General features: G+C 61.9%; 23 protein-coding genes. 17 read left to right on the top strand and 6 right to left on the bottom strand.

Annotated elements, in window-relative coordinates:
* Window positions 1-121: 121 nt before the first annotated feature.
* From CJ178_RS06155 to CJ178_RS06140, 4 genes are read left to right on the top strand one after another with little or no spacing between them, the layout of a single operon-like run.
* On the top strand, window positions 122-2,914 hold the full coding sequence (locus tag CJ178_RS06155) for a HAMP domain-containing sensor histidine kinase (protein ID WP_257013022.1): 2,793 nt from the start codon (window positions 122-124) through the stop codon (window positions 2,912-2,914).
* Complete coding sequence (locus tag CJ178_RS06150) at window positions 2,911-3,327, top strand: roadblock/LC7 domain-containing protein (RefSeq protein ID WP_033231946.1); 417 nt, start codon at window positions 2,911-2,913, stop codon at window positions 3,325-3,327. The genes CJ178_RS06155 and CJ178_RS06150 overlap by 4 nt, the downstream gene beginning before the upstream one ends.
* 5 nt (window positions 3,328-3,332) lie before the next feature.
* On the top strand, window positions 3,333-3,707 hold the full coding sequence (locus tag CJ178_RS06145; protein ID WP_033231947.1) for a DUF742 domain-containing protein: 375 nt from the start codon (window positions 3,333-3,335) through the stop codon (window positions 3,705-3,707).
* Window positions 3,688-4,275 carry a GTP-binding protein gene (locus CJ178_RS06140; protein WP_033231948.1) on the top strand — a complete coding sequence of 196 codons (588 nt, stop codon included), beginning with the start codon at window positions 3,688-3,690 and terminating at the stop codon, window positions 4,273-4,275. Before CJ178_RS06145 ends, CJ178_RS06140 begins: the two co-directional genes overlap by 20 nt.
* A 208-nt stretch (window positions 4,276-4,483) precedes the next feature.
* On the opposite strand, the gene CJ178_RS06135 is transcribed toward CJ178_RS06140, so the two are convergent.
* Entirely contained in the window at window positions 4,484-5,293 is an 810-nt protein-coding gene (locus CJ178_RS06135) for a thioesterase family protein (RefSeq protein ID WP_095886363.1), read from the bottom strand.
* Window positions 5,293-6,183, bottom strand: a complete 891-nt coding sequence (locus CJ178_RS06130) for a RecB family exonuclease (RefSeq protein ID WP_095886362.1) — start codon at window positions 6,181-6,183, stop codon at window positions 5,293-5,295. Before CJ178_RS06130 ends, CJ178_RS06135 begins: the two co-directional genes overlap by 1 nt.
* A gap of 87 nt (window positions 6,184-6,270) precedes the next feature.
* On the opposite strand from CJ178_RS06130, the gene CJ178_RS06125 reads away from it, so the two are divergent.
* Window positions 6,271-7,284 carry a tRNA (adenine-N1)-methyltransferase gene (locus CJ178_RS06125; protein WP_095886361.1) on the top strand — a complete coding sequence of 338 codons (1,014 nt, stop codon included), beginning with the start codon at window positions 6,271-6,273 and terminating at the stop codon, window positions 7,282-7,284.
* 71 nt (window positions 7,285-7,355) lie between these two features.
* Here the strand turns inward: CJ178_RS06125 and CJ178_RS06120 are convergent, their stop codons facing one another.
* Window positions 7,356-7,874 (bottom strand): hypothetical protein, encoded by a 519-nt coding sequence (locus CJ178_RS06120; RefSeq protein ID WP_033231950.1) that lies wholly within the window; start codon window positions 7,872-7,874, stop codon window positions 7,356-7,358.
* A gap of 192 nt (window positions 7,875-8,066) precedes the next feature.
* On the opposite strand from CJ178_RS06120, the gene arc reads away from it, so the two are divergent.
* Entirely contained in the window at window positions 8,067-9,842 is a 1,776-nt protein-coding gene (arc, locus tag CJ178_RS06115; RefSeq protein ID WP_033231951.1) for a proteasome ATPase, read from the top strand.
* 169 nt (window positions 9,843-10,011) lie between these two features.
* Here the strand turns inward: arc and CJ178_RS06110 are convergent, their stop codons facing one another.
* The gene (locus tag CJ178_RS06110) at window positions 10,012-10,584 is read right to left on the bottom strand and encodes an NUDIX hydrolase (protein WP_033231952.1); all 573 of its coding nucleotides are present in this window, start codon (window positions 10,582-10,584) and stop codon (window positions 10,012-10,014) included.
* Between the two features lie 57 nt (window positions 10,585-10,641).
* Here CJ178_RS06110 and dop point away from each other — a divergent pair, with 57 nt between their 5' ends.
* The 4 genes from dop (at window position 10,642) to prcA (ending at window position 14,140) form a co-directional block, all read left to right on the top strand.
* Window positions 10,642-12,141: a depupylase/deamidase Dop gene (gene dop / locus CJ178_RS06105; RefSeq protein WP_033231953.1), complete on the top strand. Its 1,500-nt coding sequence runs from the start codon at window positions 10,642-10,644 to the stop codon at window positions 12,139-12,141.
* Between the two features lie 144 nt (window positions 12,142-12,285).
* Window positions 12,286-12,480, top strand: coding sequence for a ubiquitin-like protein Pup (locus tag CJ178_RS06100; RefSeq protein ID WP_033231954.1), 195 nt, complete (start codon window positions 12,286-12,288; stop codon window positions 12,478-12,480).
* Complete coding sequence (gene prcB / locus CJ178_RS06095) at window positions 12,477-13,355, top strand: proteasome subunit beta (RefSeq protein WP_033231955.1); 879 nt, start codon at window positions 12,477-12,479, stop codon at window positions 13,353-13,355. Before CJ178_RS06100 ends, prcB begins: the two co-directional genes overlap by 4 nt.
* A complete protein-coding gene (gene prcA / locus CJ178_RS06090; protein WP_095886360.1) occupies window positions 13,352-14,140 on the top strand; it encodes a proteasome subunit alpha in 789 nt (262 codons plus the stop codon). The genes prcB and prcA overlap by 4 nt, the downstream gene beginning before the upstream one ends.
* A 10-nt stretch (window positions 14,141-14,150) precedes the next feature.
* Here the strand turns inward: prcA and CJ178_RS06085 are convergent, their stop codons facing one another.
* Complete coding sequence (locus tag CJ178_RS06085; protein WP_179300810.1) at window positions 14,151-15,572, bottom strand: phosphatase PAP2 family protein; 1,422 nt, start codon at window positions 15,570-15,572, stop codon at window positions 14,151-14,153.
* A gap of 143 nt (window positions 15,573-15,715) precedes the next feature.
* Between CJ178_RS06085 and pafA the strand changes: the two genes are divergently transcribed.
* The 7 genes from pafA (at window position 15,716) to CJ178_RS06050 (ending at window position 24,301) form a co-directional block, all read left to right on the top strand.
* The gene (pafA, locus tag CJ178_RS06080) at window positions 15,716-17,074 is read left to right on the top strand and encodes a Pup--protein ligase (protein ID WP_181317503.1); all 1,359 of its coding nucleotides are present in this window, start codon (window positions 15,716-15,718) and stop codon (window positions 17,072-17,074) included.
* Between the two features lie 43 nt (window positions 17,075-17,117).
* A complete protein-coding gene (locus CJ178_RS06075; protein ID WP_033231959.1) occupies window positions 17,118-18,128 on the top strand; it encodes a helix-turn-helix transcriptional regulator in 1,011 nt (336 codons plus the stop codon).
* Window positions 18,128-19,105 (top strand): helix-turn-helix transcriptional regulator, encoded by a 978-nt coding sequence (locus tag CJ178_RS06070; RefSeq protein WP_095886358.1) that lies wholly within the window; start codon window positions 18,128-18,130, stop codon window positions 19,103-19,105. The genes CJ178_RS06075 and CJ178_RS06070 overlap by 1 nt, the downstream gene beginning before the upstream one ends.
* Before the next feature lie 123 nt (window positions 19,106-19,228).
* Window positions 19,229-19,495, top strand: a complete 267-nt coding sequence (tatA, locus tag CJ178_RS06065) for a Sec-independent protein translocase subunit TatA (protein ID WP_033231961.1) — start codon at window positions 19,229-19,231, stop codon at window positions 19,493-19,495.
* Between the two features lie 89 nt (window positions 19,496-19,584).
* Complete coding sequence (gene tatC / locus CJ178_RS06060; protein ID WP_095886357.1) at window positions 19,585-20,616, top strand: twin-arginine translocase subunit TatC; 1,032 nt, start codon at window positions 19,585-19,587, stop codon at window positions 20,614-20,616.
* An 85-nt stretch (window positions 20,617-20,701) separates the two neighbouring features.
* A complete protein-coding gene (locus tag CJ178_RS06055) occupies window positions 20,702-23,428 on the top strand; it encodes a DEAD/DEAH box helicase (RefSeq protein ID WP_045067824.1) in 2,727 nt (908 codons plus the stop codon).
* A 105-nt stretch (window positions 23,429-23,533) separates the two neighbouring features.
* On the top strand, window positions 23,534-24,301 hold the full coding sequence (locus tag CJ178_RS06050) for a DUF4333 domain-containing protein (protein ID WP_092807898.1): 768 nt from the start codon (window positions 23,534-23,536) through the stop codon (window positions 24,299-24,301).
* 4 nt (window positions 24,302-24,305) lie between these two features.
* On the opposite strand, the gene CJ178_RS06045 is transcribed toward CJ178_RS06050, so the two are convergent.
* On the bottom strand, window positions 24,306-25,271 hold the full coding sequence (locus tag CJ178_RS06045; RefSeq protein WP_033231964.1) for a 5'-3' exonuclease: 966 nt from the start codon (window positions 25,269-25,271) through the stop codon (window positions 24,306-24,308).
* Between the last annotated feature and the right edge of the window lie 26 nt (window positions 25,272-25,297).

Raw genomic sequence — 25,297 nt, 5'->3', positions numbered from 1 at the left:
GATCATTCTGTTACCGTTCAATCGCTTTCCTTCGATTGCACGTAGTCGAAGGAGCTCGGGCGATTCCCTGATCGGGGGGTTGACAGACTTTAATAGCAGACGCGAAGAGGCATTGGTCCGCATGAAACACGATGCACACACAACCTCGTGGTGGTCGATCGGCGAATGGCGCCTAGGTTGGAAGGTTGTCGCCGTCTTTGCAGTTCCGATGCTCGTTGCCATCCTGCTCGGCGCACTTCGGATCCAGGGCGAGCTTTCCACTGCTGCAAAACTGACCTCGTCCTCGGAACGCGTGCTTGCTTCCCCCGCGGCTCTCCGGCTCGAAGAGGCGCTCGACGACCTTGCAGTCGCGTCCTCCTCCGGCGCCGAACTCGAGACCGCCACGGCAGCAACGACAGCGGCCATGGCAGAGTTCGCCGCGGCCGGTCGAATGTTCCACACCGACGGGGCAATCGGTGACCAGGTCACCCGCGCTCTGGAGAACAGCCAGTCGATCATCGACGAAGTTTCGGCCGGCGCAGTCGCACCCGCTCGACTGGTCACCCGCGTCAACGAAGCATCCATCGACATCTGGACCATATTCGCCGACATCATGCGCGATTCCCCGCAGCCGGTCATGCGTCAGAGTGGAGGCGAGTTCTCTGCCTTGTGGTCAGCTCGTCGAGCATTCGCCGACCAGCGCATTCTGTTCGGTTCCGGGCGCCTCGATCAGCAAGCTCGAACCGCTCTGGTTGGCGTTGCGGGCGCAGAACTCGCGGCCCTGCGCGGTGTAGTGCTCCCGCGCGATGAATCGGAGAGCTCTCTGAATACCGTCGCCGCTGTGAACGCACTTCGCGCGTCCGCACAGGGGCGCGTCGACGAAATCGGTGCCACAGCATCGACGTCCCCGCTGAGCAGCCAGATCGACGTCGGGCTGCAGACAAGTCGTGATCATTACGACACGTTGGCCAACGCGGCATCAAGCAAGTTCGCCGCGACAGTGGGCACCGAAGCCAACTCAGCCCGATCCGCCGCCCTTCGAGACACCGCGCTCGTTCTCGGCGCTGTCCTCGCAGCCCTTGTTCTCGCGCTCATCATCAGCCGCTCGCTGGTCGAACCCATCCGACGCCTGCGATTCGCCGCTCTCCACGCAGCGCGACGGGGACTACCCGAGGCGATCGAAAGAATCCGCGCCGGCGAGAAGGTAAGCGACCTCGAAGTACCTCGAGTACCTGTTGACACCCACGAGGAAATCGGGCAACTCGCACGCGCTGTAGACGACATGCACGGGCAGGCCATCACTTTGGCCGGCGAGCAGGCAACACTCCGTCGCCAGGTCAACGACATGTTCGAAACGCTCTCCCGCCGCAACAAGTCCCTCGTCGAACAGCAACTCGGTCTCATCGAGCAACTTGAACAAGACGAAGACGACCCGAATCGCCTCGAGAATCTCTTTCGTCTCGACCACATTGCCGCCCGAATGCGACGCAACAGCGACAATCTCCTGATCCTGTCCGGCACCGAAGGGCGACGCGTACGAACCGCACCGATCGCTCTTGCCGACGCTCTACGCGCTTCGGTTTCCGGAGTCGAAGACTATCTGCGTGTCGAACTCGGACAGATTCTGTCTGCTGTTGTCAGTGGCCAGGCCAGTGCAGATGTCGTGCACCTCATCACCGAACTCCTCGATAATGCTCTGCGCTACTCGCCGCCCGAAACAACGGTGACGATCGACGCCGCACGCACGAACGACGGTTCCGTGCTGGTGGAGATTGCCGATCTCGGTATCGGAATGTCGTCGGCCGAACTACTCGATGCCAATAGGCGCCTGTCTTCGGGAGGCGAGATGAGCCCAGATACCGCCCGCCACATGGGACTTTTTGTCATCAGTCGTATCAGCCGTCGATACAATATTTCAGTGCGTCTACGCCCGTCGGGCAGCACATCCGAACACAGTGGCATTACCGCCATGGTTCACTTGCCGGTGGCACTGCTCGACGCACCACGCGACAATGTGGTTCGAACGCCGATGGCGCCGCGTGTTGCTCCGGTCCGCGCAGCTTCGCCGGTGCCTGTCGATCGCCCCGAAAGTCCGGCGGCCGATGTACCGGCAGTATCAGCGAGCGGGCTGCCGCAGCGCCAACCTCGCAACAGTCAACCTCGAAACATCAGTGCGGTCACCTTGCCGCCACCTGTTTCAGGCGCTCCCGCTGCAGTCGTTTCACAGCCGCACGCCAGTGCGCTTCCCGCGGGGAATACGCTTCCTCGCCGCACTCCAGGGAACAGTGGGGTACCCGGCATTGGTAGCACCCTCGCCACCGAACCGGCAGCTACAACACCAGCCGACCCGGAAACTACTGCCACTCAACCGGATACCAGCGTGTCCGCCGACCGAAAACCTGCGCCGAGGCACCTGTTCGGCGCCCCCAATCCGACCAACACGGCGGCGTTCTTCTCCTCCCGCCCGCGCGATTCGACACCGCCGCGTGTGGGTGTATTCGGCGCGGATGCTCCCGACGCTACCTCCGAGACTCCACCGATTGCATCCCCGATCTTTGCCCGGATGGTGTCCGAGTGGCTGGTCGATCCCACAGACGACAACTCCAGTGCCGCAAGCGGAATCATCTGGACAACCGAAGCAGACGAGGGTTGGGTTGCTGCCCGCGCGTCAACGGACATGCCCGTCACCAGGATCTCCGATTCGGGTCTCCCGATGAGGGACCGCGGTGCGCGGTTGGTTCCCGGAACGGTTGGAACCACTACTGCCACTTTCCGTTCCGGATCCCACCGTAAGAGCACCGAGCCGGAGAACATCAGACGGGGATGGAGCGACTACCAATCCGGCGTCAGCCGCGGACGGCGGCACGCTAACAGTGAGAACACCACATCCCTGCACTCGACCACGCATGTGCAGGAAGACGAAGGAGAACAGTGAGTACTGTCGGAGCCCCAGAAACTCCTCGCGCACTCGACTGGTTGGTGTCGGGTTTCGCCCGAGACGTGCCGGGAGTGAGCCACGCGATCATCGTCTCGGCCGACGGATTGTTGAGTGCTGCGAGCACTCACCTTCCGCTCGATCGAGCTGATCAATTGGCCGCTGTGACTTCGGGACTCGCCAGCCTCTCCGCCGGTGCATCACGGTTGTTCGACGGCGGTGCCGTTCTGCAATCGGTGGTCGAGATGGAGAACGGGTACCTCCTCCTCATGGGCGTCGGTAGCGGGGCGTACCTCGCTGCACTTGCCGTTGCGGGATGCGACATCGGTCAGATCGGTTACGAAATGGCAACCCTGGTCGATCGCGTCGGAACAACCATGGACATCGCTCCCAGATCAGGTCGGGATATGTGAACTCGATGCCACATCATCACTCCGAGCACGTTGATCCTGAACCGAGTCTCGTTCGACCCTACGCACTCACCGAAGGCAGGACGAAGCCGTCCATCGACCTTCCGCTCGAAGCGATCGTCGCAACGGTAGAGGATGCCATCGCAAAAAGCCTTGCACCCGAGGACATTCGCGCGTCGATTGTCGCTCTCTGCGGGCAGCGAATCTCGATCGCGGAAATCGGGGCATACCTCGGGGTTCCGATCGGGGTGGCTCGGGTCCTGGTCGCAGATCTTGTTGTTGCCGGGGCATTGGAAGTGCAAGCCACTCTGCGAAGCGATGCGACTGCGGTCGAACGCCTCGACCTGATCGAAAGGACCCTCCGTGGACTTCGGGCACTCTGACGCGCCATCTCGCGTCACATCGACAAAAATAGTAGTTGCCGGAGGATTCGGCGTCGGAAAGACCACGCTTGTCGGGACGGTCTCCGAAATCGTCCCCCTGCGCACGGAAGCGATGGTGACCGACGCCAGTGACGGCATCGACCACCTCGGCGCGACACCGAACAAGGACACCACAACAGTCGCAATGGATTTCGGCCGCATTACGCTGGCCGACGACCTGGTTCTCTATCTGTTCGGCACACCGGGCCAGCGGCGATTCTGGTTCATGTGGGACGACCTGATCACCGGCGCTATCGGAGCAGTCATCCTCATCGACACGCGTCGTCTCGAAGACAGCTTTGCTGCTGTCGACTTCTTCGAAGCCCGCGGCTTGCCGTTCATCGTGGCAGTCAACCGTTTCGACGGAGCCCCGATTCACTCGGCACACGATCTTCGTCAGGCGCTGGCGTTATCCGACCAAATCCCCATGATCGAGATTGATGCCCGCGACCGCGCGTCCGCGGTGCAGGCATTGATCACCGTCACTGAATACTCGCTCGCACGTCTTGCTGCCACTGCGCCCGCTTGACTTTGCGCTATCGCTCCCGAACGGAGTGACCGGCGTCAGAGGTTACTGACCAGTTGGTTACCACATCGCAATGTTTACATGTATGATCGATATGTAAGTGTCGATGTTGCAGTTGGCGTTTTGCCGGCGTCGTCGGTCCCCTAATTTGTGTGGCCGTCGAAGTCGACCGGCGTAGATAGTCGACGCGCTACTGTCTCGCTTGCGGCAATCAGGAGCGGGGACGAATCTGCAAGGTCTGGGCGATGCGCCCGACTGCACCCTGCTCGTCGTAGAGCACTCCGGCGCACATTCCGACGCCATCGGGTCCGGTGGTGGTTTCCGCGGAAACCCCGACCCATTCGCCCTCGGGAACCCGGAAGATGTGCACCGTCAGATCGGTGTTCAGGAACGTCCAGTGCGCGGGGTCGAGTTTCGCTCCGACGCCGTTGGAGATGTCGGCAATCGCAAACAGCCTCTCCAGGGCTGTCATCTCTTCACCCTCGACCAATACGGGCTTCGGCCGTGCCCACACCTTTCCTGTTCCCTCGCAACCAATTTCGGCAATCCACGACCAATCGAGAGTCTCGAGATAGCCGATGTTCCACATGCCGCCCAGTACACCCGGCGTGCCGGTTTCGCGCGGTTCCAGCGGTGGATCGACCACGTGGAGAACGTCGGTGGTGTCTGCGGTTTCCATGCGCCACGCCGTACCACGTGCCACGGCCCGTGACGATCCGTCGGGCGCGGTTGCCCACAATTCGGCGACGATCAATTCGATTCTGCGACCGGGTCGTTCGATCCACGAGCGAACCTCGATGTCCGCGATCGGGATCGGCCCGAGAATCTCCACGACCACCCGGGTCAGACGAGTTCCCTCGCGGGCGCCACAACGCTCGAGTGCACGCACCAACAGTGCCGACGGGGGAGCGCCGTGTTGGAGCGTCGGACCCCAGATACTGACCGTTGCCTGCGTAGTCGCGAAGCGTTCGTGGCCTTCCGCGGTAGTGCCCAAGAACTGGTAGTACGAAGTGTCTGCCATTACGTATTCTCCTTTGCCGCAACAACTTCTGCGTCCCGCAAGTCCGGCCACCCAGGGTACGGCGGCGGTGTGCCGCCGAACGAGGGGCAGAGGGCCTTGTGATCGCACCAGTCGCACAGTTTGCCAGGCTTGGGTCGGAAGTCTCCCGTTGCACCTGCCGCCAGGATTGCCTTCCAGATAGCGGACAATGTCCGCTCGAAACGCATCAGTTCGTCGTGATCCGGGGTGTATGTGAGGATCGATCCCGACGCCAGGTAGATCAGCTTGAGTTGAGCGGGCACGATCTTGCGAGTACGCAGTAGGACCAGTGCGTAGAACTTCATCTGGAACAGCGCTTTGGACTCCGTGAATTCTCGCGGGGCCTTGCCGGTCTTGTAATCGACGACGCGCACTTCGCCGGTGGGGGCGACGTCGATGCGATCGACAAATCCGCGAAGTCGAACGCCGTTCTCGAGTTCGGTCTCGACGTACACCTCGCAGGCTTGTGCGTCGAACCGCGTCGGATCCTCGAGGCTGTAATATGTCTGAACCAGCTTGCCCACTTCGGAGAGAAAACCGTCGAGGTCCTCGTCGGGAATCAACTCGGCCGCGTCGGGGGAGTCGGTGCTCACCCGCTCCCAAGCGGGGCGAACCAACTCCGCAGCTCGATCCGGAACCCGTTGACCGGTGGGTAGCGCAAACAACGCTTCCAGGGCAGCATGGACAACAGTGCCTCTGACCTGTGCTCTTGTCGGTGTTTCCGGGATTCGATCGATGGCTCTGAACCGATAGAGCAGCGGACACTGTTTGTAGTCACCCGCACGAGAAGGCGACAGCGCCGGCCGACTACGCGGACGATCGTGTGATGTTCCACCCGCTAAGGAGGGGGCTGGCAGTTCTACAGAGCTCACACCTGGCAGGCTAGACGCTTGGCCCGACAACTCCGTCGGGGCCGGTGGCGAGGACGCCGGAGCAAAACGAACAGGGATTACTCACGCATGGTGAACGATACGCAACCCGAAGAAATCACGACCGAGTTGGATGAGGTTGCGCAGTCTGCTGTCACCGAACCGGAACTCGACGCTGTAGTAGCTGTAGCAGACGACCAGGAAGTAGCCGAGGTCGTTGCAGAGGTCGAGGAAACAGCACCCGGTAAGCGCCCCTCCGGGCCGTTCCGTGTCGGCGACCGCGTCCAGCTGACCGACGGCAAGGGACGGCACTACACGATCGTGCTCGAGGCCAACCGCGAGTACCACACCCACAAGGGTGGGATTGTGCACAACGACCTCATCGGCGCGGACGAGGGCAGCGTCGTCAAGTCCGTCAACGGGACGCCGTACCTCGCCTTGCGTCCACTGCTCGTCGACTACGTGCTGTCGATGCCACGCGGCGCGCAGGTTATCTACCCCAAGGACGCGGCGCAGATCGTCCACGAGGGCGACGTGTTTCCGGGTGCCCGGGTACTAGAGGCAGGCGCCGGTTCCGGCGCGTTGACGTGTTCACTGCTTCGTGCGGTCGGACCCGAGGGCAAGGTCATCTCGTACGAGGTGCGCGACGATCATGCCGAACACGCGGTTCGCAACGTCGAGACGTTCTTCGGTGAGCGTCCGCCGAACTGGGAACTGACGATCGCGGATCTCGCGGAGTTCGATCCGGAAGCGCACGGCGGCAAGGTCGACCGGGTGGTTCTCGACATGCTCGCGCCGTGGGATGTTCTGCCCGCCGTGTCGAAGGCATTGGTTCCCGGCGGCGTACTGATCGTGTACGTCGCGACGGTGACGCAGCTGTCCAAGGTGGTCGAGGCGATGCGTGAGCAGGAATGCTGGACCGAGCCGCGCTCGTGGGAATCCATCGTCCGCGGCTGGCACGTCGTCGGATTGGCCGTTCGTCCCGAGCACCGCATGCAGGGGCACACCGCGTTCCTGATCAGTGCGCGTCGTCTGGCCGAGGGCACTGTGACCCCGAAGCCTCAGCGCCGCGCCGGCAAGGGCTCGAACACTGCCGCCAAGTAGCCACTGACTCCAAACAAAACGAGCGGCGATCCGAAAAAATCGGATCGCCGCTCGTTTTGTTTGCGGAGAAATTATCCAGCGCAGGAAGCGCGGCCCATTTCCAGGAGCACGCATGCGGAGGTGTCGGACAGCTTCCAGGTGCCGTCTTCGAGCTCCCACGTCCACGGAGCGGCAGGCATCGCGCCGTGCGGGCTCACCACTGCAACGTCGGCGGTGGCCGTCTCGCCGTCGACCTTGACGTTCTCGACGGTGAAGGTGATCTTGTACGCCGGGTTGCCACCCAGAGCGGTACCCATGGTCTCGATGTTGGCCTGACGGTTCGTTCCGTCGACCACAAGGGCGGTCTTCTCGGCGATCGGCTTGGCCGGATCGATAAGCGCAACCAGCTGTGCATTCAGCTCGTCTGCCGTCGGAGCTGCTGCGGCCGCGGCTGCGGACGTCGTTGCACTCGAGGCGGCAGAAGCGCTCGACGTTGCAGCAACAGAGGTGGACGTGGCCGACGAGTCGGAGCTGTCGTCCGAGCTGCAGGCTCCGAGAGCGAGGACAGCGGCGACGGCACAGGCGCTGACGAGTGTCTTGCGGATGATCACAGCGTGACCTTTCGTTGGGGGAGACAGGCGCTGTCTCGGCATTGTAGGCAAGGCTAACATGGCTTACTTTTGGTTCAGGAGCGGTCTCGGTGTGGCAGTCGCGGCTGTGAAATCGAACTCGCGCACCGTGTCTGGCGACACTTGGGCCGCGATGCCGGTAGCGTTGATCTATCGCACTGGGAGGAGACGCATATGAGCTCGACAGAGAACCCGGATTCGGTTGCGGCAGCAGAAGAGCTTCACGCGTTACGAGTGGAATTGCAGGTTCTGCGGCGTCAACTCGCACAGTCGCCGGAGCAGGTGCGGGAGTTGGAGTCGAAACTTGACTCGCTCGCAATCCGAAACGGCAAGTTGATGGACACTCTCAAGGAGGCCCGTCAACAACTGATCGCTTTACGCGAAGAGGTCGACAGACTCGGTCAGCCGCCGAGTGGCTACGGCGTGCTGCTCGCAGTTCACGAAGACAAAACGGTGGACGTTTTCACGTCCGGCCGCAAAATGCGTCTGACGTGTTCACCGAATATCGACACCGACACGCTCACTCAGGGTCAGACCGTGCGGCTCAACGAGGCCCTCACCATCGTGGAAGCCGGTGGTTACGAGCAGGTCGGCGAAATCAGCACTCTGCGTGAGGTACTCGACGACGGCTTGCGGGCGCTGGTAGTCGGGCACGCCGACGAAGAGCGAATCGTGTGGCTCGCTGCGCCCCTGGCAGCGGTGTTCGCCGATCCCCAGGCCGACATCATCGCCTATGACGCCGATTCCCCGACCAGGAAGCTGCGCCCGGGCGACTCCCTGCTGGTCGACGCCAAAGCCGGTTATGCGTTCGAGCGTATTCCCAAGGCCGAGGTCGAAGATCTGGTCCTCGAAGAGGTGCCGGACGTGCATTACGACGACATCGGTGGCCTCGGTCGGCAGATCGAACAGATCCGGGACGCCGTCGAACTGCCCTTCCTGCACAAGGACCTGTTCCACGAGTACTCACTGCGTCCACCGAAGGGTGTACTGCTTTACGGTCCGCCCGGTTGCGGTAAGACCCTGATCGCGAAGGCAGTCGCCAATTCGTTGGCGAAGAAGATCGCCGAAGCCCGCGGGCAGGACAGCAAGGACGCAAAGTCCTACTTCCTCAACATCAAGGGCCCCGAGCTTCTGAACAAGTTCGTCGGCGAAACCGAACGCCACATTCGGATGATTTTCCAGCGGGCCCGCGAAAAGGCGTCCGAAGGCACCCCGGTCATCGTGTTCTTCGACGAGATGGACTCCATTTTCCGTACCCGCGGTTCAGGAGTCTCCTCGGATGTGGAAACGACAGTGGTTCCGCAGTTGCTCAGTGAGATCGACGGAGTGGAAGGCCTAGAGAACGTCATCGTGATTGGTGCGTCCAACCGCGAGGACATGATCGACCCTGCCATTCTGCGGCCGGGCCGTCTGGACGTGAAGATCAAGATCGAGCGTCCCGACGCCGAATCCGCGCAGGACATCTTCTCGAAGTACCTGGTCGACGGTCTGCCGATCAATGCCGACGACCTCGCCGAGTTCGGTGGCGATCGCGCAGCATGCCTCAAGGCGATGATCGTTCGCGTTGTGGATCGCATGTACGCGGAGAGCGAGGAGAACCGTTTCCTCGAAGTCACCTACGCAAACGGTGACAAGGAAGTCCTGTTCTTCAAGGACTTCAACTCCGGTGCCATGATCCAGAACATCGTCGACCGGGCGAAGAAGTACGCCATCAAATCGGTACTCGATACCGGTGCACCGGGATTGCGGGTTCAGCATCTCTTCGATTCGATCGTCGACGAGTTCGCCGAGAACGAAGACCTGCCGAACACCACCAATCCTGATGACTGGGCCCGTATTTCGGGTAAGAAGGGTGAGCGGATCGTCTACATTCGCACCCTTGTCACCGGCAAGAACGCCAGTGCCAGCCGCGCTATCGACACCGAGTCCAACACGGGCCAGTACCTGTAGGACGCCGCAGCAGAATCGGGCCGGCACTCGCAAGAGTGCCGGCCCGATCTGTATTCGAGCGCATGCCAACTCGATCCTGACTGCACACAACCGCGTCGAAAATGGCCAGATGTGACATCTCAGCGCTGGTCGTGTGCCGATACGCACGCCCAACCCGAACCTGTCCCGATCATTCGCTGCTGAGTTGGCTCCATCGGTAGTCGGCCAACAACACCCGGGTATCGGGCACGAAGGGCCACGACGGGTCCTTCAGATGCGCGTCGAGCTCAGCCAGGGTCCACCACCCTCCGTCGGAAATTTCGCTCGGTTGATGGATGACGGGACCGTCGTAGCGGAGCTCGAAGGCAAACAAATGACATCGCAATGCGTGACCGCCCCATTCTCCGTCCCAGGAGATTCTGGCGATTTCCGTCAGCGCAAGTGGAGTGTCCTCGGTGCCGAAGATTCCGAGTTCTTCACCGACTTCACGCACAGCCGTGTCGAGTGGTGATTCACCGGGGTCGACGACGCCGCCGGCGATGCAGTCGTGATGGCCACCGAAGACCGCTTTGCTTGTAGTTCGGCGATGAACGTACACGCGCTCGCCGTCCGTGGAGCGCACGAGAACTCCTGAACTGGCGTGCCAGAGTCCGTCTCGATAGACAAGGCTGCGAGGCGCCTGGCCGATCGGTTTACCGAACTGGTCGTACACCGCAACAACCTCATCTGATCGTTTTGTGTCGGTGTCAGGTGGATGCTGCATTCCTCCTACTGTGCCACCACTGCAAGTACTGACGCTCGATCGCATAGTCTCGAACGTATGCAGCGGATTATCGGTGTCGAGGTCGAGTACGGAATATCTTCACCCAGTGAGCCTTCGGCGAATCCGATACTCACATCCACCCAGGCGGTACTGGCGTACGCCGCCGCCGCGGGTGTACCCCGAGCGAGGCGTACACGCTGGGACTATGAGGTGGAATCGCCCCTGCGTGACGCCCGTGGATTCGACCTGGGGCGACTCAGCGGGCCGGCTCCGGTGATCGACGCCGACGAAATCGGTGCGGCAAATATGATTCTCACCAACGGTGCCCGCTTGTACGTCGATCACGCACATCCCGAGTATTCGGCACCTGAAGTGGCCGATCCACTCGACGCGGTGATCTGGGACAAGGCCGGTGAGCGGGTCATGGAAGCAGCTGCTCGCCACGCCTCGAGTGTTCCCGGCGCGCCGCGCCTGCAGTTGTACAAGAACAACGTCGACGGCAAGGGTGCCTCGTACGGCACCCACGAGAACTACCTGTGCTCCCGGGCGACCCCGTTCACGGACATCGTTGCCGGTTTGACGCCCTTCTTCGCGTCACGCCAGGTCATTTGCGGTTCCGGTCGCGTGGGCATCGGCCAGTCCGGGGACGAGGCAGGTTTCCAGCTGTCGCAGCGAGCCGATTACATCGAGGTCGAGGTCGGGCTGGAGACGACTCTCAAACGCGGAATCATCAACACCCGCGACGAACCGCACGCCGATGCGGACAAGTACCGCCGTCTGCACGTCATTATCGGTGACGCGAACCTTGCGGAGATGTCCACGTACCTCAAGGTGGGGACCACGGCGCTGGTTCTCGATCTGATCGAAGCGGGCGTCGATCTGACGGATCTGCAGTTGGCGCGCCCCGTCACCGCGGTTCACCACATCAGCCATGATCCGACCCTGCGCAAGACCGTCGCCTTGTCCGACGGGCGCGAGTTGACTGGGCTTGCGCTGCAACGTATTTACCTCGAACGCGTCGCGAAGTTCCTCGACCGGGAAACTGATCGGGATGCGCGCGCCGACGACATCGTGTCCAAGTGGGCCATGGTTCTCGATCTTCTCGAACGCGATCCGATGGACTGCGCACACATCCTGGACTGGCCGGCAAAGCTGCGCCTGCTCGAAGGTTTCCGCAACCGCGAAGGTCTCGCGTGGTCGGCTCCGCGCCTGCATTTGGTCGATTTGCAGTATTCCGATGTCCGTTTGGACAAGGGTTTGTACAACCGATTGGTTGCTCGCGGATCGATGGAACGACTGGTCACCGAGCAGCAGGTGCTCGACGCGGTGTCCAATCCGCCCACCGATACGCGTGCGTATTTCCGTGGTGAATGCCTACGGCGATTCGGTGGCGATATTGCTGCTGCCAGCTGGGATTCGGTGATATTCGACCTCGGTGGTGAATCGCTGATCCGGATACCGACCCTGGAACCACTGCGCGGCAGTAAGGCTCATGTGGGTGCTCTGCTCGACTCCGTCGACAGCGCTGCGGAGTTGGTGGATCAGCTGACACATTGATTTTGGTGCCTAATCGCGGCCGAGTCTCCCGGCGCGTGACGGTGTCGCTCGGTAGGGTAAAGGTCCGAGCGGATCAGTAACCGAGACTGCTGGGCAGAACAGGATGCTCGTGAGAGCTCCCTTCACACAAGGAGGTCGACGGCGATGGCTCAAGAACAGACGCAGCGTGCCGGTGGCGGCGAAGACGACGACACCACTGGCGGCGACGGTAGTGCCGGCCAGGAACGTCGCGAGAAGCTCGCTGCAGAAACCGACGACCTACTCGACGAAATCGACGACGTGTTGGAAGAGAACGCCGAGGACTTCGTCCGCGCTTACGTGCAGAAGGGCGGCCAGTGACGGTGGATCGCGCGCCCCGGATAACCGACGGGGACACACGGTTGAGCTTCGGCTCCAATCTGTCGTCATTCTCGGAATACCTTCGAGTGCACGCACCGGAGCATCTTCCGCAGAACCGATTCGCTGACAGGGGAGGTGTAACCATGGGCGGGGGTGATGTTGCTCCGCACGGGACCACGATCGTCGCGATCAGTTACGCCGGTGGCGTGTTGCTTGCCGGCGATCGCCGGGCGACCATGGGCAACCTCATCGCCAGCCGTGACGTGCAGAAGGTGTACATCACGGACGACTACTCGGCTGCGGGGATTGCCGGGACCGCCGGCATCGCGATCGAACTGGTGCGCCTGTTCGCGGTTGAACTCGAGCATTACGAGAAGATCGAAGGCGTTTCACTCACGTTCGACGGCAAGGCAAATCGTCTGTCGTCGATGGTGCGTGGCAACCTCGGCGCCGCAATGCAGGGACTCGCAGTTGTACCGCTGCTGGTCGGCTACGACGTGGACGCCGTCGACCCTACGACGGCGGGTCGCATCGTCTCGTACGACGTCGTGGGTGGGCGGTACGAGGAACGTGCCGGCTATCACGCTGTCGGATCGGGATCATTGTTCGCGAAGTCTGCGCTCAAGAAGTTGTATTCACCGGGCATCGACGAGGCCACTGCGCTTCGCTTGGCGGTAGAGGCGCTGTACGACGCCGCCGACGATGATTCGGCGACGGGTGGACCAGACGTCACGCGGGGCATTTATCCGACCGCAGTCACGATCACCGCAGCAGGAGCCGTGGAACTGTCCACGGAGCGGGCGGCCGAAATCGCCAGGGACATTGTTGCGGCGCGTACGGCGCTCGGTAATCCGGAAGGGGGTTCTGCGCTATGACGATGCCGTATTACGCATCAGCCGAACAGATCATGCGCGATCGTTCGGAATTGGCGCGCAAAGGAATTGCCCGTGGACGAAGCGTCGTCGTACTGACGTATCGCGACGGTGTGGTGTTTGTCGCGGAGAATCCGTCGACGGCGTTGCACAAGGTCAGTGAGTTGTACGACCGTCTCGGTTTTGCGGCCGTCGGCAAGTACAACGAATTCGAAAATCTCCGTCGTGCGGGCATTGTGCACGCGGATATGCGTGGGTACTCGTACGACCGTCGTGACGTCACAGGCCGTTCGCTCGCCAATGCGTACGCCCAGACTCTGGGCACAATTTTCACCGAGCAACCCAAACCGTACGAGGTCGAGATCTGCGTTGCGGAAATCGGCCGCTTCGGTAGCAACACGCCGGCTCAGCTGTATCGGATCACATACGACGGTTCGATTGCCGACGAGCAGGAATTTGTGGTCATGGGTGGCACCACAGAGCCCATCGTGACTGCGATGCGCGAGTCGTATCAGCGAGACCTCGATCTGGAGTCCGCTGTACGCATCGCGGTCGGGGCCTTGCAGAAGGGTGGGCCGGCGCCCGTCGGAACAACCGAGGCCGAGCCCCGGGTGATGACCGTCGAGGCACTGGAAGTTGCAGTTCTCGACAACAACCGTCCGCGCCGTGCGTTCAAGCGAATCTCGGGAGCAGCACTCGAAGCCATGCTGCCATCGGCAGCAGCGCCACAGAGTACGGCTGAGAAGACTGAGGATGCGCCGCCGTCAAACGGCGACGCACCCCAATAGCAACTGTTTTTCAGTCCTTCGAGATTCTGTAGACGGCAACCGCGGCCGGTTCGGTGCTGAAATCGAACCGGCGCGCGTCTGCCACGACTTCACCGTCGGTGGCAATCGCTACAGACTCGGCATTCACCTGAACCGAGAGCGTCGGCGCCAGGGAGTGGATGTAGACCGGTGAGCTGCCCAATGTTCCTGTGGCAGCGGCAAACAGCAACCGGGCGCGGGAGAGTTTCCGGTCGGCTCGCAAGTACCGGACGTCGAGCAGTCCACGGTTGAGTTCGGGCCGCGACATCGGAACCTGGTCGCCGGGGGAGTACCGGCCGTTTCCGACGAAGAGCATCCAGATACTGGCCTTGGTACCGTCGATGGTGACACTCATCGGCTCCGCGGCAGCTAGCACGCGGATCATCGCCGCGGCGGCCGCCGGCCACTTGCCGAATCGCGGTTCCCACTTTTCGCGGAGCCGTACCGCATCCGGATAGCCGCCCAGACTGGCTGTGTTGAGAAAACGAGCAGTAACCCCGGTATCGGTTGTCACCACGGCATGATCGACAAACGCTGCCTGTCCGGACTCGACCGCCGTCACCGTTTCCGCGACGTCTGCGACACCGACGTCGCGGGCAAAGTGGTTGAGGGTTCCACCTGGGAAAACTGCGAGCGGAAGATTGTGTCGTGTTGCCGCGTCTGCGACCGTGACGACGGTGCCGTCGCCGCCGCACACACCTACCGCTAGTGGTTTCGACTCACGAAGCTTCGCTTCGATCTGCTTGTCGAAATCTATGTCCGGGTTGAATTCGATAATGACTGCTGCGGGCAGGGCTTCCCGGATCGTATCCACGATGCCGTCGTCTTCGCTGCCGGATCCGGGATTGGTGAAGACAACCAGTCCTTCGCCTCCAGGCAGCGCAGGTACCACACACTCGGGACCAAGATCCGCGGGTTCTTCGTCGCGTACTGCCCACCACCTGCGCGTTCCCGCTGCCACGGCACCTCCGACGGCTATTCCGGCGAACACGTCCGAAGGCCAGTGGACCCCGTTGTGCACGCGTGAATAGGCGACGGCCGCGGCCAATGGAGCGAGTACTGCGCCGGTTGTCGGAGATTCCATTGCTACCGCGGTAGTGAATGCGGCTGCGGAGGCGCTATGACCCGACGGGAACGACGAGGACGTCGGGAACTCGACTCCACGCTTCGGGTTGATCCACGCGCGAACGGGTGGGCGTCGACGGGGAAAAAGCGGTTTCAACACACCGTTTGCCAGTGCGCTCGATCCGGCCAATGCGAGCATTCCGCGGGCAGCCGCGCGGCGCGGTTGTCCGCCGATCAGCGCGAGGACACCGGCGATAGCCATCCACAGGAACCCGTGGTTGGCTGCTCGCGAGAGCCGCCGCATCACGGAATCGAGCGTGGAAGGCTTCAGTGCGCCAGTGCTTTCCATCCATTTGACGTCGGTTCGGACAAGTTTTCGGTGCAGGTAGCTCACCCCGCCACACTATGCCGACTCGAGATGTTGTCGAGTCGTGACGCCACGGGAGTTCGTCAACACGGGTGAAGCGGGCATTCTGGTTGTACTGTCGAAGTGTGCAGAGACGAATCATGGGTATCGAGACGGAATTCGGCGTTACCTGCACCTTTCACGGGCACAGGCGACTGAGCCCCGACGAGGTTGCTCGTTACCTCTTCCGTCGTGTCGTGTCGTGGGGTCGTAGTTCCAACGTCTTCCTCCGCAACGGAGCGCGCCTGTACTTGGATGTTGGTTCTCATCCGGAGTACGCAACCGCCGAGTGCGACAGCCTCATCCAACTGGTCAACCACGACCGGGCCGGTGAGCGAGTTCTCGAGGAACTGCTCATCGATGCGGAAGAGCGGTTGGCAGAAGAGGGAATCGGTGGCGACATCTACCTCTTCAAGAACAACACCGACTCCGCCGGAAACTCGTACGGTTGCCACGAGAACTTCCTGGTCGCGCGAGCTGGCGAGTTCTCCCGCATCTCCGACGTGCTGTTGCCGTTCCTCGTGACGCGTCAGTTGATCTGCGGTGCCGGAAAGGTTCTGCAGACACCGAAGGCAGCCACGTTCTGTCTCTCCCAGCGTGCCGAGCACATCTGGGAAGGCGTCTCGTCGGCCACCACACGTTCGCGTCCGATCATCAATACCCGCGACGAACCTCATGCCGACGCCGAGAAGTACCGTCGCCTGCACGTCATCGTGGGCGACTCCAACATGGCCGAGACCAGCACGATGCTGAAGGTCGGCTCTGCCGCCTTGGTGCTCGAGATGATCGAGGCTGGAGTCTCCTTCCGCGACTTCGCCCTCGACAATCCGATTCGTGCCATCCGAGAGGTCAGCCACGACGTCACCGGAAAGCGCCCGGTCCGGTTGGCCGGCGGCCGCCAGGCCAGTGCTCTCGACATCCAGCGTGAGTATCACTCGAAGGCTGTGGAGCACCTGCGCAATCGCGAACCGGATCCGCAGGTAGAGCAAGTTGTCGATTTGTGGGGCCGCATGCTCGACGCCGTCGAAGCCCAGGATTTTGCGAAGGTCGACACCGAGATCGACTGGGTGATCAAGCGTAAGTTGTTCCAGCGCTACCAGGATCGTCACGGATTTGATCTGTCCGACCCGAAGATCGCGCAGCTCGATCTTGCGTATCACGACATCAAGCGTGGGCGCGGAGTGTTCGACGTGTTGCAGAAGAAGGGCTTGGTCAAGCGCGTCACGGAGGACGAAACGATCGACGACGCCGTCGACAACCCACCGCAGACGACACGCGCGAAACTTCGCGGCGATTTCATCACTGCAGCGCAGGCCGCGGGGCGTGACTTCACCGTCGACTGGGTGCATCTCAAGCTCAACGATCAAGCTCAGCGAACAGTCCTGTGCAAGGACCCGTTCCGTTCGGTCGACGAGAGAGTTGAGCGACTCATCGCGTCGATGTAGTGCGCTGACGTGTCGGCAACCGCAGAGCCACTAGGATTTCGGCGTGGCGACATCGAAAATCGAGCGGTTGATGAACTTGGTGATTGCATTGCTCTCCACCAGGCAGTTCCTCACTGCGGAGAAAATCCGTGATTCAGTAGCCGGTTACAGCGATTCCGCCAACTACGAGGCGTTCTCCCGGATGTTCGAGCGGGACAAGAACGAGCTTCGTGACCTCGGAGTTCCGTTGGAGACGGGACCGGCTGGGCGGTTTTCGACGGTCGAGGGATATCGGATCAATCGCAATGCGTATGAGCTTCCTGATGTCGATTTGACCAGCGAAGAGTCGGCGGCCGTTGCCGTTGCCGTGCAGCTGTGGGAATCGCCCGAGCTGATTTCCGCCGCACAGAGTGCCTTGCTCAAACTGCGTGCTGCCGGTGTACAGGTCGACGGGGATGTTTCCGCCGCGCCGATTACTGCGATTCCGGCTCGCTCACGTGGTTCCGAACCGGCTCTCGGGAAGCTGCTCGCCGCAGTCGACGCGGGCCGGGCCGTTCATTTCCAGCATCGCGCTGCGCTCAACGAACCGTTCATCGAGCGGACAGTGGAGCCGTGGGGCGTGGTCACGCATAACGGCAAGTGGTATCTGGTCGGTCATGATGTCGATCGGGACGCTGTCCGCACGTTCCGCCTGTCCCGCATCGGTGACGATGTTCGCGAATTCGGCCCAGCCGGCGCGGTGCACAAACCGGAGGGTCTTGATCTTCGCGAGGTTGTGGACCGAGTAACCGGATCCGGTGTCGTGACCGGTACCGCGACTGTCTGGGTGGCGGCGAACCGCGCACACGAGCTGCGCAGGTTGGCGTCGTCGATGACGGATCGGACGCTGACCGAACGCGAGGGAAGCGTTCTGTCGATCCCGGTTCGATCGTGGGAGTGGACTGCCAGATTGATCGCCGGACACGGGGCAGATGCGTTGGTGCTTGATCCGCCGGACCTGCGGGCTGACGTGATCACCAAACTTCAAGGTGCTGCGGCACGCTCGGAGATTGCCGAGCAGAAGGAAACTCACTGATGAACAATCGCCTGTCGTCGAGGCTTGCTCGATTGCTGAATCTTGTTCCGTTTTTCATCGCGAACCCTGGAATGAGCGCCGCGGAGGCTGCCTCCGAACTCGGTGTCAGCACAACGCAGTTGATGAACGATCTCAATCAGTTGTGGGTGTGCGGGCTGCCCGGGTACGGCCCGGGCGATCTGATCGACCTGTCATTTTCCGAGGAGAGTATCGACGTCACGTTCTCCGCCGGTATCGACCGGCCCCTTCGGTTGACGTCGACCGAAGCGACCGCGTTGCTCATCGCGTTGCGCTCGCTGGTGGAGATGCCGGGCATGGTCGATCCGTCCGCGGCGCAACGAGCAATTGCCAAGATCGAAGCGGCGGCAGGCTCTGCGGCAGCGCGCGCCACGGGTAACGGGCATGAGGCCGAACCGGAAGTGGATGTCGCCGAAGATCCGGTAACGGCGACGGTCCGGTCGGCGCTGGCTGATCGGCGCGCACTGAAGCTGACCTACTACTCGGCTTCGCGGGACGCGGTGTCCGAGCGGGTGGTCGATCCGGTGCGAATCGTGTTGGTCGACAATTTCAGCTATCTCCAGGGCTGGTGCCGCCAGGCCGAGGGTGTGCGGTTGTTCCGATTCGATCGGATCGATGCGGCAATCGAACTCGACGAGCCGTCCACTCCGCCACCGCACGCGCTCGACGAGGATTCCAGTCTGGAATTGTTCAGTGGCGACGGATCACTGCCCGAAGCCCGATTGTTCGTAGCTCAGAACTGTGTCTGGATGCTCGACTACTACCCGATGGACGTCCAGAAGGTGAACGACGACGGTTCCGTCGAGGCAACAATGAGTTTCGGGACACTCGAGTGGATGGCACGGTTGGTTCTCGGGTTCGGTGAGGGTGTTCGGGTGCTTGCACCGCCGGAACTGGTTGCCGAAGTGCATAATCGGGCGGTGACGGCGTTGGACGCCTACGACACGATCGGATCGTGAGCGGGCTTCACAGCAATCGCGCATGAAACAAACAGGTAAACGGTAGCTGAAGTAAGGACTTGGAAGCCTCCTTACGCCGGTTGTGTCCGGTAGCATCGAGGAATCTGATCATGGGAGGTCATTATGGGTGCAATGCAGCCGATGCATTGGCTGATTGTTGCTGTTGTCGTTGTCATTCTGTTCGGGTCGAAGAAACTGCCCGACGCAGCTCGAGGACTCGGCCGTTCACTGCGCATCTTCAAGAGTGAAGTCAAGGAAATGCAGAATGACGACGCGGCTCCTGCTGCGCCCGTCGTTGCTCAGGCCCCGGCTCAGCTGCCGACCGCACAGGTGACCGCTACCGGCGCTGCTGCTCCGATCGCGCAGCCGACCGAAGTCAAGCCGCTCTAGCTACATGCCGCTGTCCAACCGGGGTGAAATCTGTATTCACCCCGGTTGTGTGCTGACCAAAACCAGTTTGCCAAGAGCAGGATGTACCAGTGCGAATTCCGTTAGACCCGCGTAACCGCCAGCGGAAGGTCAACCCCGACGGCACCATGTCGTTGATCGACCACCTGTACGAATTACGAACTCGACTGCTGTTCGCGTTCCTCGGTGTCATCATTACCACCGCCTTCGGATTCTTCTGGTACTCCGCGTCGATTTTCGGGATCGAAAGCCTCGGCGACCTACTGCGCGGACCGTACTGTGAGCTTCCGGTCGAAAGCCGCGCAAACCTCAGCGTCGACGATGCGTGTCGTTTGCTCGCAACCGGTCCGTTCGAGCAGTTCATGCTGCGATTCAAGGTGGCCCTCACCGCGGGAATCGTGCTTGCCAGTCCGATCTGGTTGTACCAGTTGTGGGCATTCATCACTCCGGGCCTGTATTCGAAGGAACGCCGCTACGCCGTGGCGTTTGTCACCGCCGGTGCCGGCCTCTTCATCCTCGGTGCCGTTCTTGCGTACCTGGTCGTGTCGAAGGCTTTGCACTTCCTTCTCACCATCGGTGACAACGTTCAGATCACCGCGCTCAGTGGTTCCGAGTACTTCGGATTCATCATCAACCTGCTGCTGATTTTCGGCGTCAGTTTCGAGATTCCGCTACTGGTCGTCGTACTGAACTTTGCGGGAATCCTTACCTACGAGCGGCTCAAGGCGTGGCGTCGCGGCTTGATCTTCGGCTTGTTCGTGTTCGCGGCCATCGCAACTCCGGGTTCGGACCCGTTCTCGATGCTCGCGCTTGCGCTCTCGCTCACTCTGCTGTTCGAGTTCGCAGTGCAGATTGCGCGCATCAACGACAAGCGCAAGGCCAGGAAGTCCGGCGAAGACTGGGGCGCGCTGTCGGACGAGGAAGCGTCGTCGATCTCGGCGCCGACCGACTTGAACGAAGCTTTGGACGAACCCGCGAAGCCGAAGGCGGAGTCACGCGGATTGTTCGGCCGGAAGTCGAAGGCGAAGGCAACTGCTGCGACCGAAGCCGGTTCCGGTACTGCCGGCAACACGTCGGGCCAGGACTTTACCGACACCCTGTGAGGCGTTCCCCGGTACCTTGTGAGGCGTGTCTCCAGGGTGCTGGGGTTCCCGTGTCGCCGGCGTGTGACACGCTGACGAGGTGGTTATGAGTAGTAGTGAAACGAGTTCTGATGTTGAGCTCAGCAAATTTGCTTCGGGGCTGAAGTTCGACCTCGATCCGTTCCAGATCAACGCCTGCCGCGCCCTCGAAGAGGGGCACGGTGTGCTGGTGTGCGCGCCGACAGGTGCGGGAAAGACTGTGGTCGGCGAATTCGCCGTCCACCTGGCGTTGGCTGCTGGGCGAAAGTGCTTCTACACCACGCCCATCAAAGCATTGAGCAATCAGAAGTACGCCGAACTGAGCGAGCGATACGGCCCCAGTGAAGTCGGTTTGCTCACCGGAGACACCAGCATCAACTCGGACGCTCCTGTTGTTGTCATGACCACCGAGGTGCTTCGCAACATGCTGTACGCCAATTCGGAGGCGTTGCGCGGTCTGTCACACGTTGTCATGGACGAGGTTCACTACCTGGCCGACCGGTTCCGCGGCGCAGTGTGGGAAGAAGTGATCCTGCACCTGTCCGAGGACGTGCGGTTGGTGAGTTTGTCCGCCACCGTGAGCAATGCCGAGGAATTCGGCGCCTGGATGGAGACTGTCCGCGGCGACACCACCGTTGTGGTCGACGAGACGCGGCCGATTCCGTTGTGGCAGCACATCATGGTGGGGCGCCGGATCTTCGATCTCTTCGACAGCCGTAGCAATCCTTCGGCCGGACCCTCGAAGTTTGTTGTCAACCAGGATCTGGTTCGGCATGTCAAACAACGTCAGGCCCTCGACCGGGTGGAAAGCTGGCAGCCGCGCGGTCGTGGCCGTAGTCGCTACCAGAGTGCCAACGATTTCCGGCCACTTCCCAGGCCTGACGTGATCGCACAACTGGACAAGGAAGGTTTGCTGCCGGCAATCACCTTCATCTTCTCGCGCGCCGGGTGCGATGCCGCGCTGACTCAGTGCGTTCGCTCGAGGCTGGATCTGACGACTCCCGAACAGGTGCGCGAGATCGACACGATCATCGACAAACACATCGGTGGCCTCCCCAAAGAGGACTTGGAGGTGCTCGGTTACTGGGAGTGGCGTAAGGCGTTGCAGCGCGGTCTGGCAGCCCATCACGCCGGGATGCTGCCCGCTTTCCGGCAGACGGTCGAGGAGTTGTTCGTCAAGGGCCTCGTCCGCGCTGTATTCGCCACTGAAACTCTGGCACTGGGCATCAACATGCCGGCCCGCACCGTGGTTCTCGAACGGCTGGTCAAGTACAACGGCGAAACTCACGCTGAGCTGACGCCGGGTGAGTACACACAGCTCACCGGTAGAGCTGGCCGACGCGGCATCGATATCGAGGGGCATGCAGTCGTCCTGTGGCAGCCAGGTGTCGAACCGACCGACGTCGCCGGCTTGGCGTCCACCCGAACATTCCCGCTGCGCAGCTCTTTTCGGCCGTCATACAACATGTCGATCAATCTGGTGGATCGCATGGGCGTCAAGGAATCCCGCACGCTGCTCGAGCGCTCGTTCGCCCAATTCCAGGCGGACCGCTCCGTGGTAGGCGTGGTGCGGAGCATCGAACGCAACGAGACCGCGCTGAAAGCGTTGCAGGACAAGCTCGGTGGTCCAGACGGTGAGTACTACGAGTACGCGTCGCTGCGTGATCGACTGAGCGATCGGGAACGCAAACTCGAACGAGAAAGTCGTGAGGATCGCCGCGATCAGGCCGTCGCGTCGCTGCGTACGCTGCGACGCGGTGACGTCATCGCGATTCCGATCGGACGCCATTCGGGTACCGCCGTTGTGCTTGTGCCGGACAACGATCCGAAGGATCCACGGCCGTTGGTTCTCGCCGAAGATCAGTGGGCCGGAAAACTGTCCGCCGCGGATTTCCCCGAAGCTGCCGAAACGCTCGGTGTGATGCGGTTGCCGAAGTTCGTCGATCACCACACCGGACGGTCGCGGCGCGATCTGGCGTCGGCGTTGCGCAGCACCGGATTCACCGCGCCGCGCCGGAAGAAGCGGCACAAGGGCGGCGCGTCCGAGGACGCCGAGGTGGCGTCGTTGCGTCGCGCGATTCGGTCGCACCCGTGCCACAGTTGGCCCGATCGTGACCATCTCGGTCGTATCGGGGAGAAGTACAACCGGCTGGCTCGGGAAACACAGGCACTGCGACAAAAAGCGGCAGCCACCACCAATTCCTTGGCGCGTACGTTCGACCGCATCGTGTCGTTGCTCAAGGAGCGCGGTTACATGAGCGCCGAGTCCGTGCCCCAAGTGACAGAAGCCGGGCAACGTCTGAGCCGGATCTACAGCGAGAGCGACTTGCTGGTGGCCGAGTGCCTACGTACTGGTGCGTGGCAGGGTCTGACTCCGCCCGAACTTGCGGCGGTCGTGTCCTCGGTCGTGTACGAATCCCGTAGGGACGGCGACACGACGAGTCGAGTTCCGACGCAGGCGATCCGTCATGCGCTCACAGACACCCAGCGTCTGTGGAGTGAACTGCGAGCGGACGAAATTCGCCACAAATTGCCGCCGACGCGTGAGCCTGATCTGGGTTTTGTCACGGCGGTCTATCACTGGGCGAGCGACAATTCGCTGGTCGAAGCGTTGCTGGCTGCCGGTGTGCAGGGGCGCGCGTTGTCGGCGGGCGATTTTGTCCGCTGGTGCCGACAGGTAATCGATCTCCTCGATCAGGTGCGGCTGACGGCTACGGATCCCGTCGTCGCGAAGGTCGCGGCGAAGGCCGTGGGGGCGATTCGTCGCGGAGTGGTCGCTCTCGACGCAGCTTGAGCGCGGACTGTGTGGTTGGATTCCCAGGAGTTGCGTGTGCACGCGGCATCTGGCATGCGTGACGTACGCGGTAACTGAAGACTGGTGTTTCGAGTGGAGGCGAAGATGAGCGGGCCTTACGGACCGAATGATCCGAATGGGCAGTGGGGCAACGGTGAACAACCACCGCAGCAGCCGTGGGGACAGCCTGGATACGGGCAGCCGGGTCAGCCCCAGGGTCAGCCGGGTTACGGTCAGCCACAGGGCCAGCCTGCGTACGGGCAACCCGGATACGGCCAGCCAGGCCAGCCTCAAGGCCAGCCCGCGTACGGGCAACCCGGATACGGCCAGCCAGGCCAGCCACAGGGGCAGCCCGGTCAGCCCGGATACGGTCAGCAGCCGTGGGGTCAGCCTCAGCAGCCCGGTCAGCCGGGTCAGCAGCAGTGGGGTCAACAGCCAGGCGGCGACCAGACTCAGGTCTGGGGGCAGCCAACGGCCCAGCAACCGCAACAGGCGTGGGGCGCGCAGCCCGGTGGTCAGCCCGGCGCGCCGGTTCAGTGGAATCAGGGACCGCCGCAAGGTGCAAAGTCCAAGAAGCCGCTGATCTTCGGTGCGATCGGTGTACTGGTCGTTCTGGCAGCCGTCGTCATCGGCCTCTTCGTATTCACGTCGAAGGACACGCTGGACGCAAATGCTGCGGCCAAGGGTGTCGAGAAAATCGTCACCGAGTCGTACGGCGCCAAGAACGTCAGCGACGTTTCCTGCCCGTCGGGTCAGGAAATCAAGTCCGGTGCAAAGTTCACGTGCACCCTCTCCGTCTCGGGTGAGAAGAAGTCGGTGACGCTGACGTTTGTCGACGACACCGGAACCTACGAAGTCTCGCGCCCCAGCTGAGTTGTCAGTTGTCAGCCGGTCGGCTTGCCGCAGCTTTGAGTGCCGCGGCAAGACGGCCGGCCGAACGCTCGATTCTCAAGGTTTCAGCCAGTTCGTCGAAGCGGGCTTGATCGATCGGTGCGTCGGGAAGCACGTCGGACCTCGAGAACTGCACATCTGCGTCACGCACGACACGCACAACGGGTAACGCGGCGTCGAGGTATGCCTTCGCCTCGGGTGACGTCAGTTTCGCTCGCAGACCTTTGGCCATATCGGATTCCGGATCTTCGGCAGCCGTGCGGATGCCGTCGAGCGATCCATACCTGAGCATGAGCGTCGACGCGGTCTTTTCGCCGACCCCCTTGATGCCAGGAAGTCCGTCGGACGAATCTCCGCGCAGCGCAGCCAGTTCCGCGTAGGCGTCGCCGGCGCGGTCGGCGGGCACACCGTATTTCTCGGCTACCTCGGCCGGCCCGAAAAGTTCGGCTTTAGCCAAGCCGCGGCCGACGTACAGGACGCGAACGGGAACGTAGTCGTCGGTGACAACCTGCAACAGGTCGCGATCTCCGCTGACCACGACGGTGAGATCATCGCGTTCCGTGGCGGCCAGCGTGCCCAGGACGTCGTCGGCTTCGAGACCGACCGCGCCGGCGGTGGCGATTCCTGCTGCCGCGAGGACATCCATGATCATGTCGACCTGCGGGGTGAGGGTATCGGGCACTTCCTCGGACGAGCCGTCGGATCCCTCGGCAACGCGGTGAGCTTTGTAGGTGGGGATGGCGTCGACACGGAACTGCGGTCGCCAATCCAGATCCAGGCAGACAGCGAGGCGACTCGGTTGGTGCTTGGTGATCAGCGACGCGACCATGTCGGTGAATCCGCGGACAGCGTTGACAGGTCTGCCGTCATCGCCGACAAAGGACTCGGGCAGTGCGTGGAACGCACGAAACCACAGGCTGGCACCGTCAAGGAGAAGCAAAGGCCCACTCATGGTCACCATCCTGCCAGTCGGCACTA

It is taken from the genome of Rhodococcus sp. ACPA4 (genome assembly GCF_002300185.1).
In the GTDB taxonomy this organism is placed as follows: domain Bacteria; phylum Actinomycetota; class Actinomycetes; order Mycobacteriales; family Mycobacteriaceae; genus Rhodococcus_F; species Rhodococcus_F globerula.
The sequence above is the reverse complement of the archived record's forward strand: the minus strand, read 5'-3'. Positions and strand labels throughout refer to the sequence as shown.

What these genes read in the sequence shown, in the direction of transcription:
- CJ178_RS06155 (WP_257013022.1), top strand. Translation starts at nt 122, where the DNA reads ATGAAACACGATGCACACACAACCTCGTGGTGGTCGATCGGCGAATGG.
- CJ178_RS06145 (WP_033231947.1), top strand. Translation starts at nt 3,333, where the DNA reads ATGCCACATCATCACTCCGAGCACGTTGATCCTGAACCGAGTCTCGTT.
- CJ178_RS06135 (WP_095886363.1), bottom strand. Translation starts at nt 5,293, where the DNA reads ATGGCAGACACTTCGTACTACCAGTTCTTGGGCACTACCGCGGAAGGC.
- CJ178_RS06125 (WP_095886361.1), top strand. Translation starts at nt 6,271, where the DNA reads ATGGTGAACGATACGCAACCCGAAGAAATCACGACCGAGTTGGATGAG.
- arc (WP_033231951.1), top strand. Translation starts at nt 8,067, where the DNA reads ATGAGCTCGACAGAGAACCCGGATTCGGTTGCGGCAGCAGAAGAGCTT.
- CJ178_RS06110 (WP_033231952.1), bottom strand. Translation starts at nt 10,584, where the DNA reads ATGCAGCATCCACCTGACACCGACACAAAACGATCAGATGAGGTTGTT.
- dop (WP_033231953.1), top strand. Translation starts at nt 10,642, where the DNA reads ATGCAGCGGATTATCGGTGTCGAGGTCGAGTACGGAATATCTTCACCC.
- CJ178_RS06100 (WP_033231954.1), top strand. Translation starts at nt 12,286, where the DNA reads ATGGCTCAAGAACAGACGCAGCGTGCCGGTGGCGGCGAAGACGACGAC.
- prcA (WP_095886360.1), top strand. Translation starts at nt 13,352, where the DNA reads ATGACGATGCCGTATTACGCATCAGCCGAACAGATCATGCGCGATCGT.
- CJ178_RS06085 (WP_179300810.1), bottom strand. Translation starts at nt 15,572, where the DNA reads ATGGAAAGCACTGGCGCACTGAAGCCTTCCACGCTCGATTCCGTGATG.
- CJ178_RS06070 (WP_095886358.1), top strand. Translation starts at nt 18,128, where the DNA reads ATGAACAATCGCCTGTCGTCGAGGCTTGCTCGATTGCTGAATCTTGTT.
- tatA (WP_033231961.1), top strand. Translation starts at nt 19,229, where the DNA reads ATGGGTGCAATGCAGCCGATGCATTGGCTGATTGTTGCTGTTGTCGTT.
- CJ178_RS06055 (WP_045067824.1), top strand. Translation starts at nt 20,702, where the DNA reads ATGAGTAGTAGTGAAACGAGTTCTGATGTTGAGCTCAGCAAATTTGCT.
- CJ178_RS06050 (WP_092807898.1), top strand. Translation starts at nt 23,534, where the DNA reads ATGAGCGGGCCTTACGGACCGAATGATCCGAATGGGCAGTGGGGCAAC.
- CJ178_RS06045 (WP_033231964.1), bottom strand. Translation starts at nt 25,271, where the DNA reads ATGAGTGGGCCTTTGCTTCTCCTTGACGGTGCCAGCCTGTGGTTTCGT.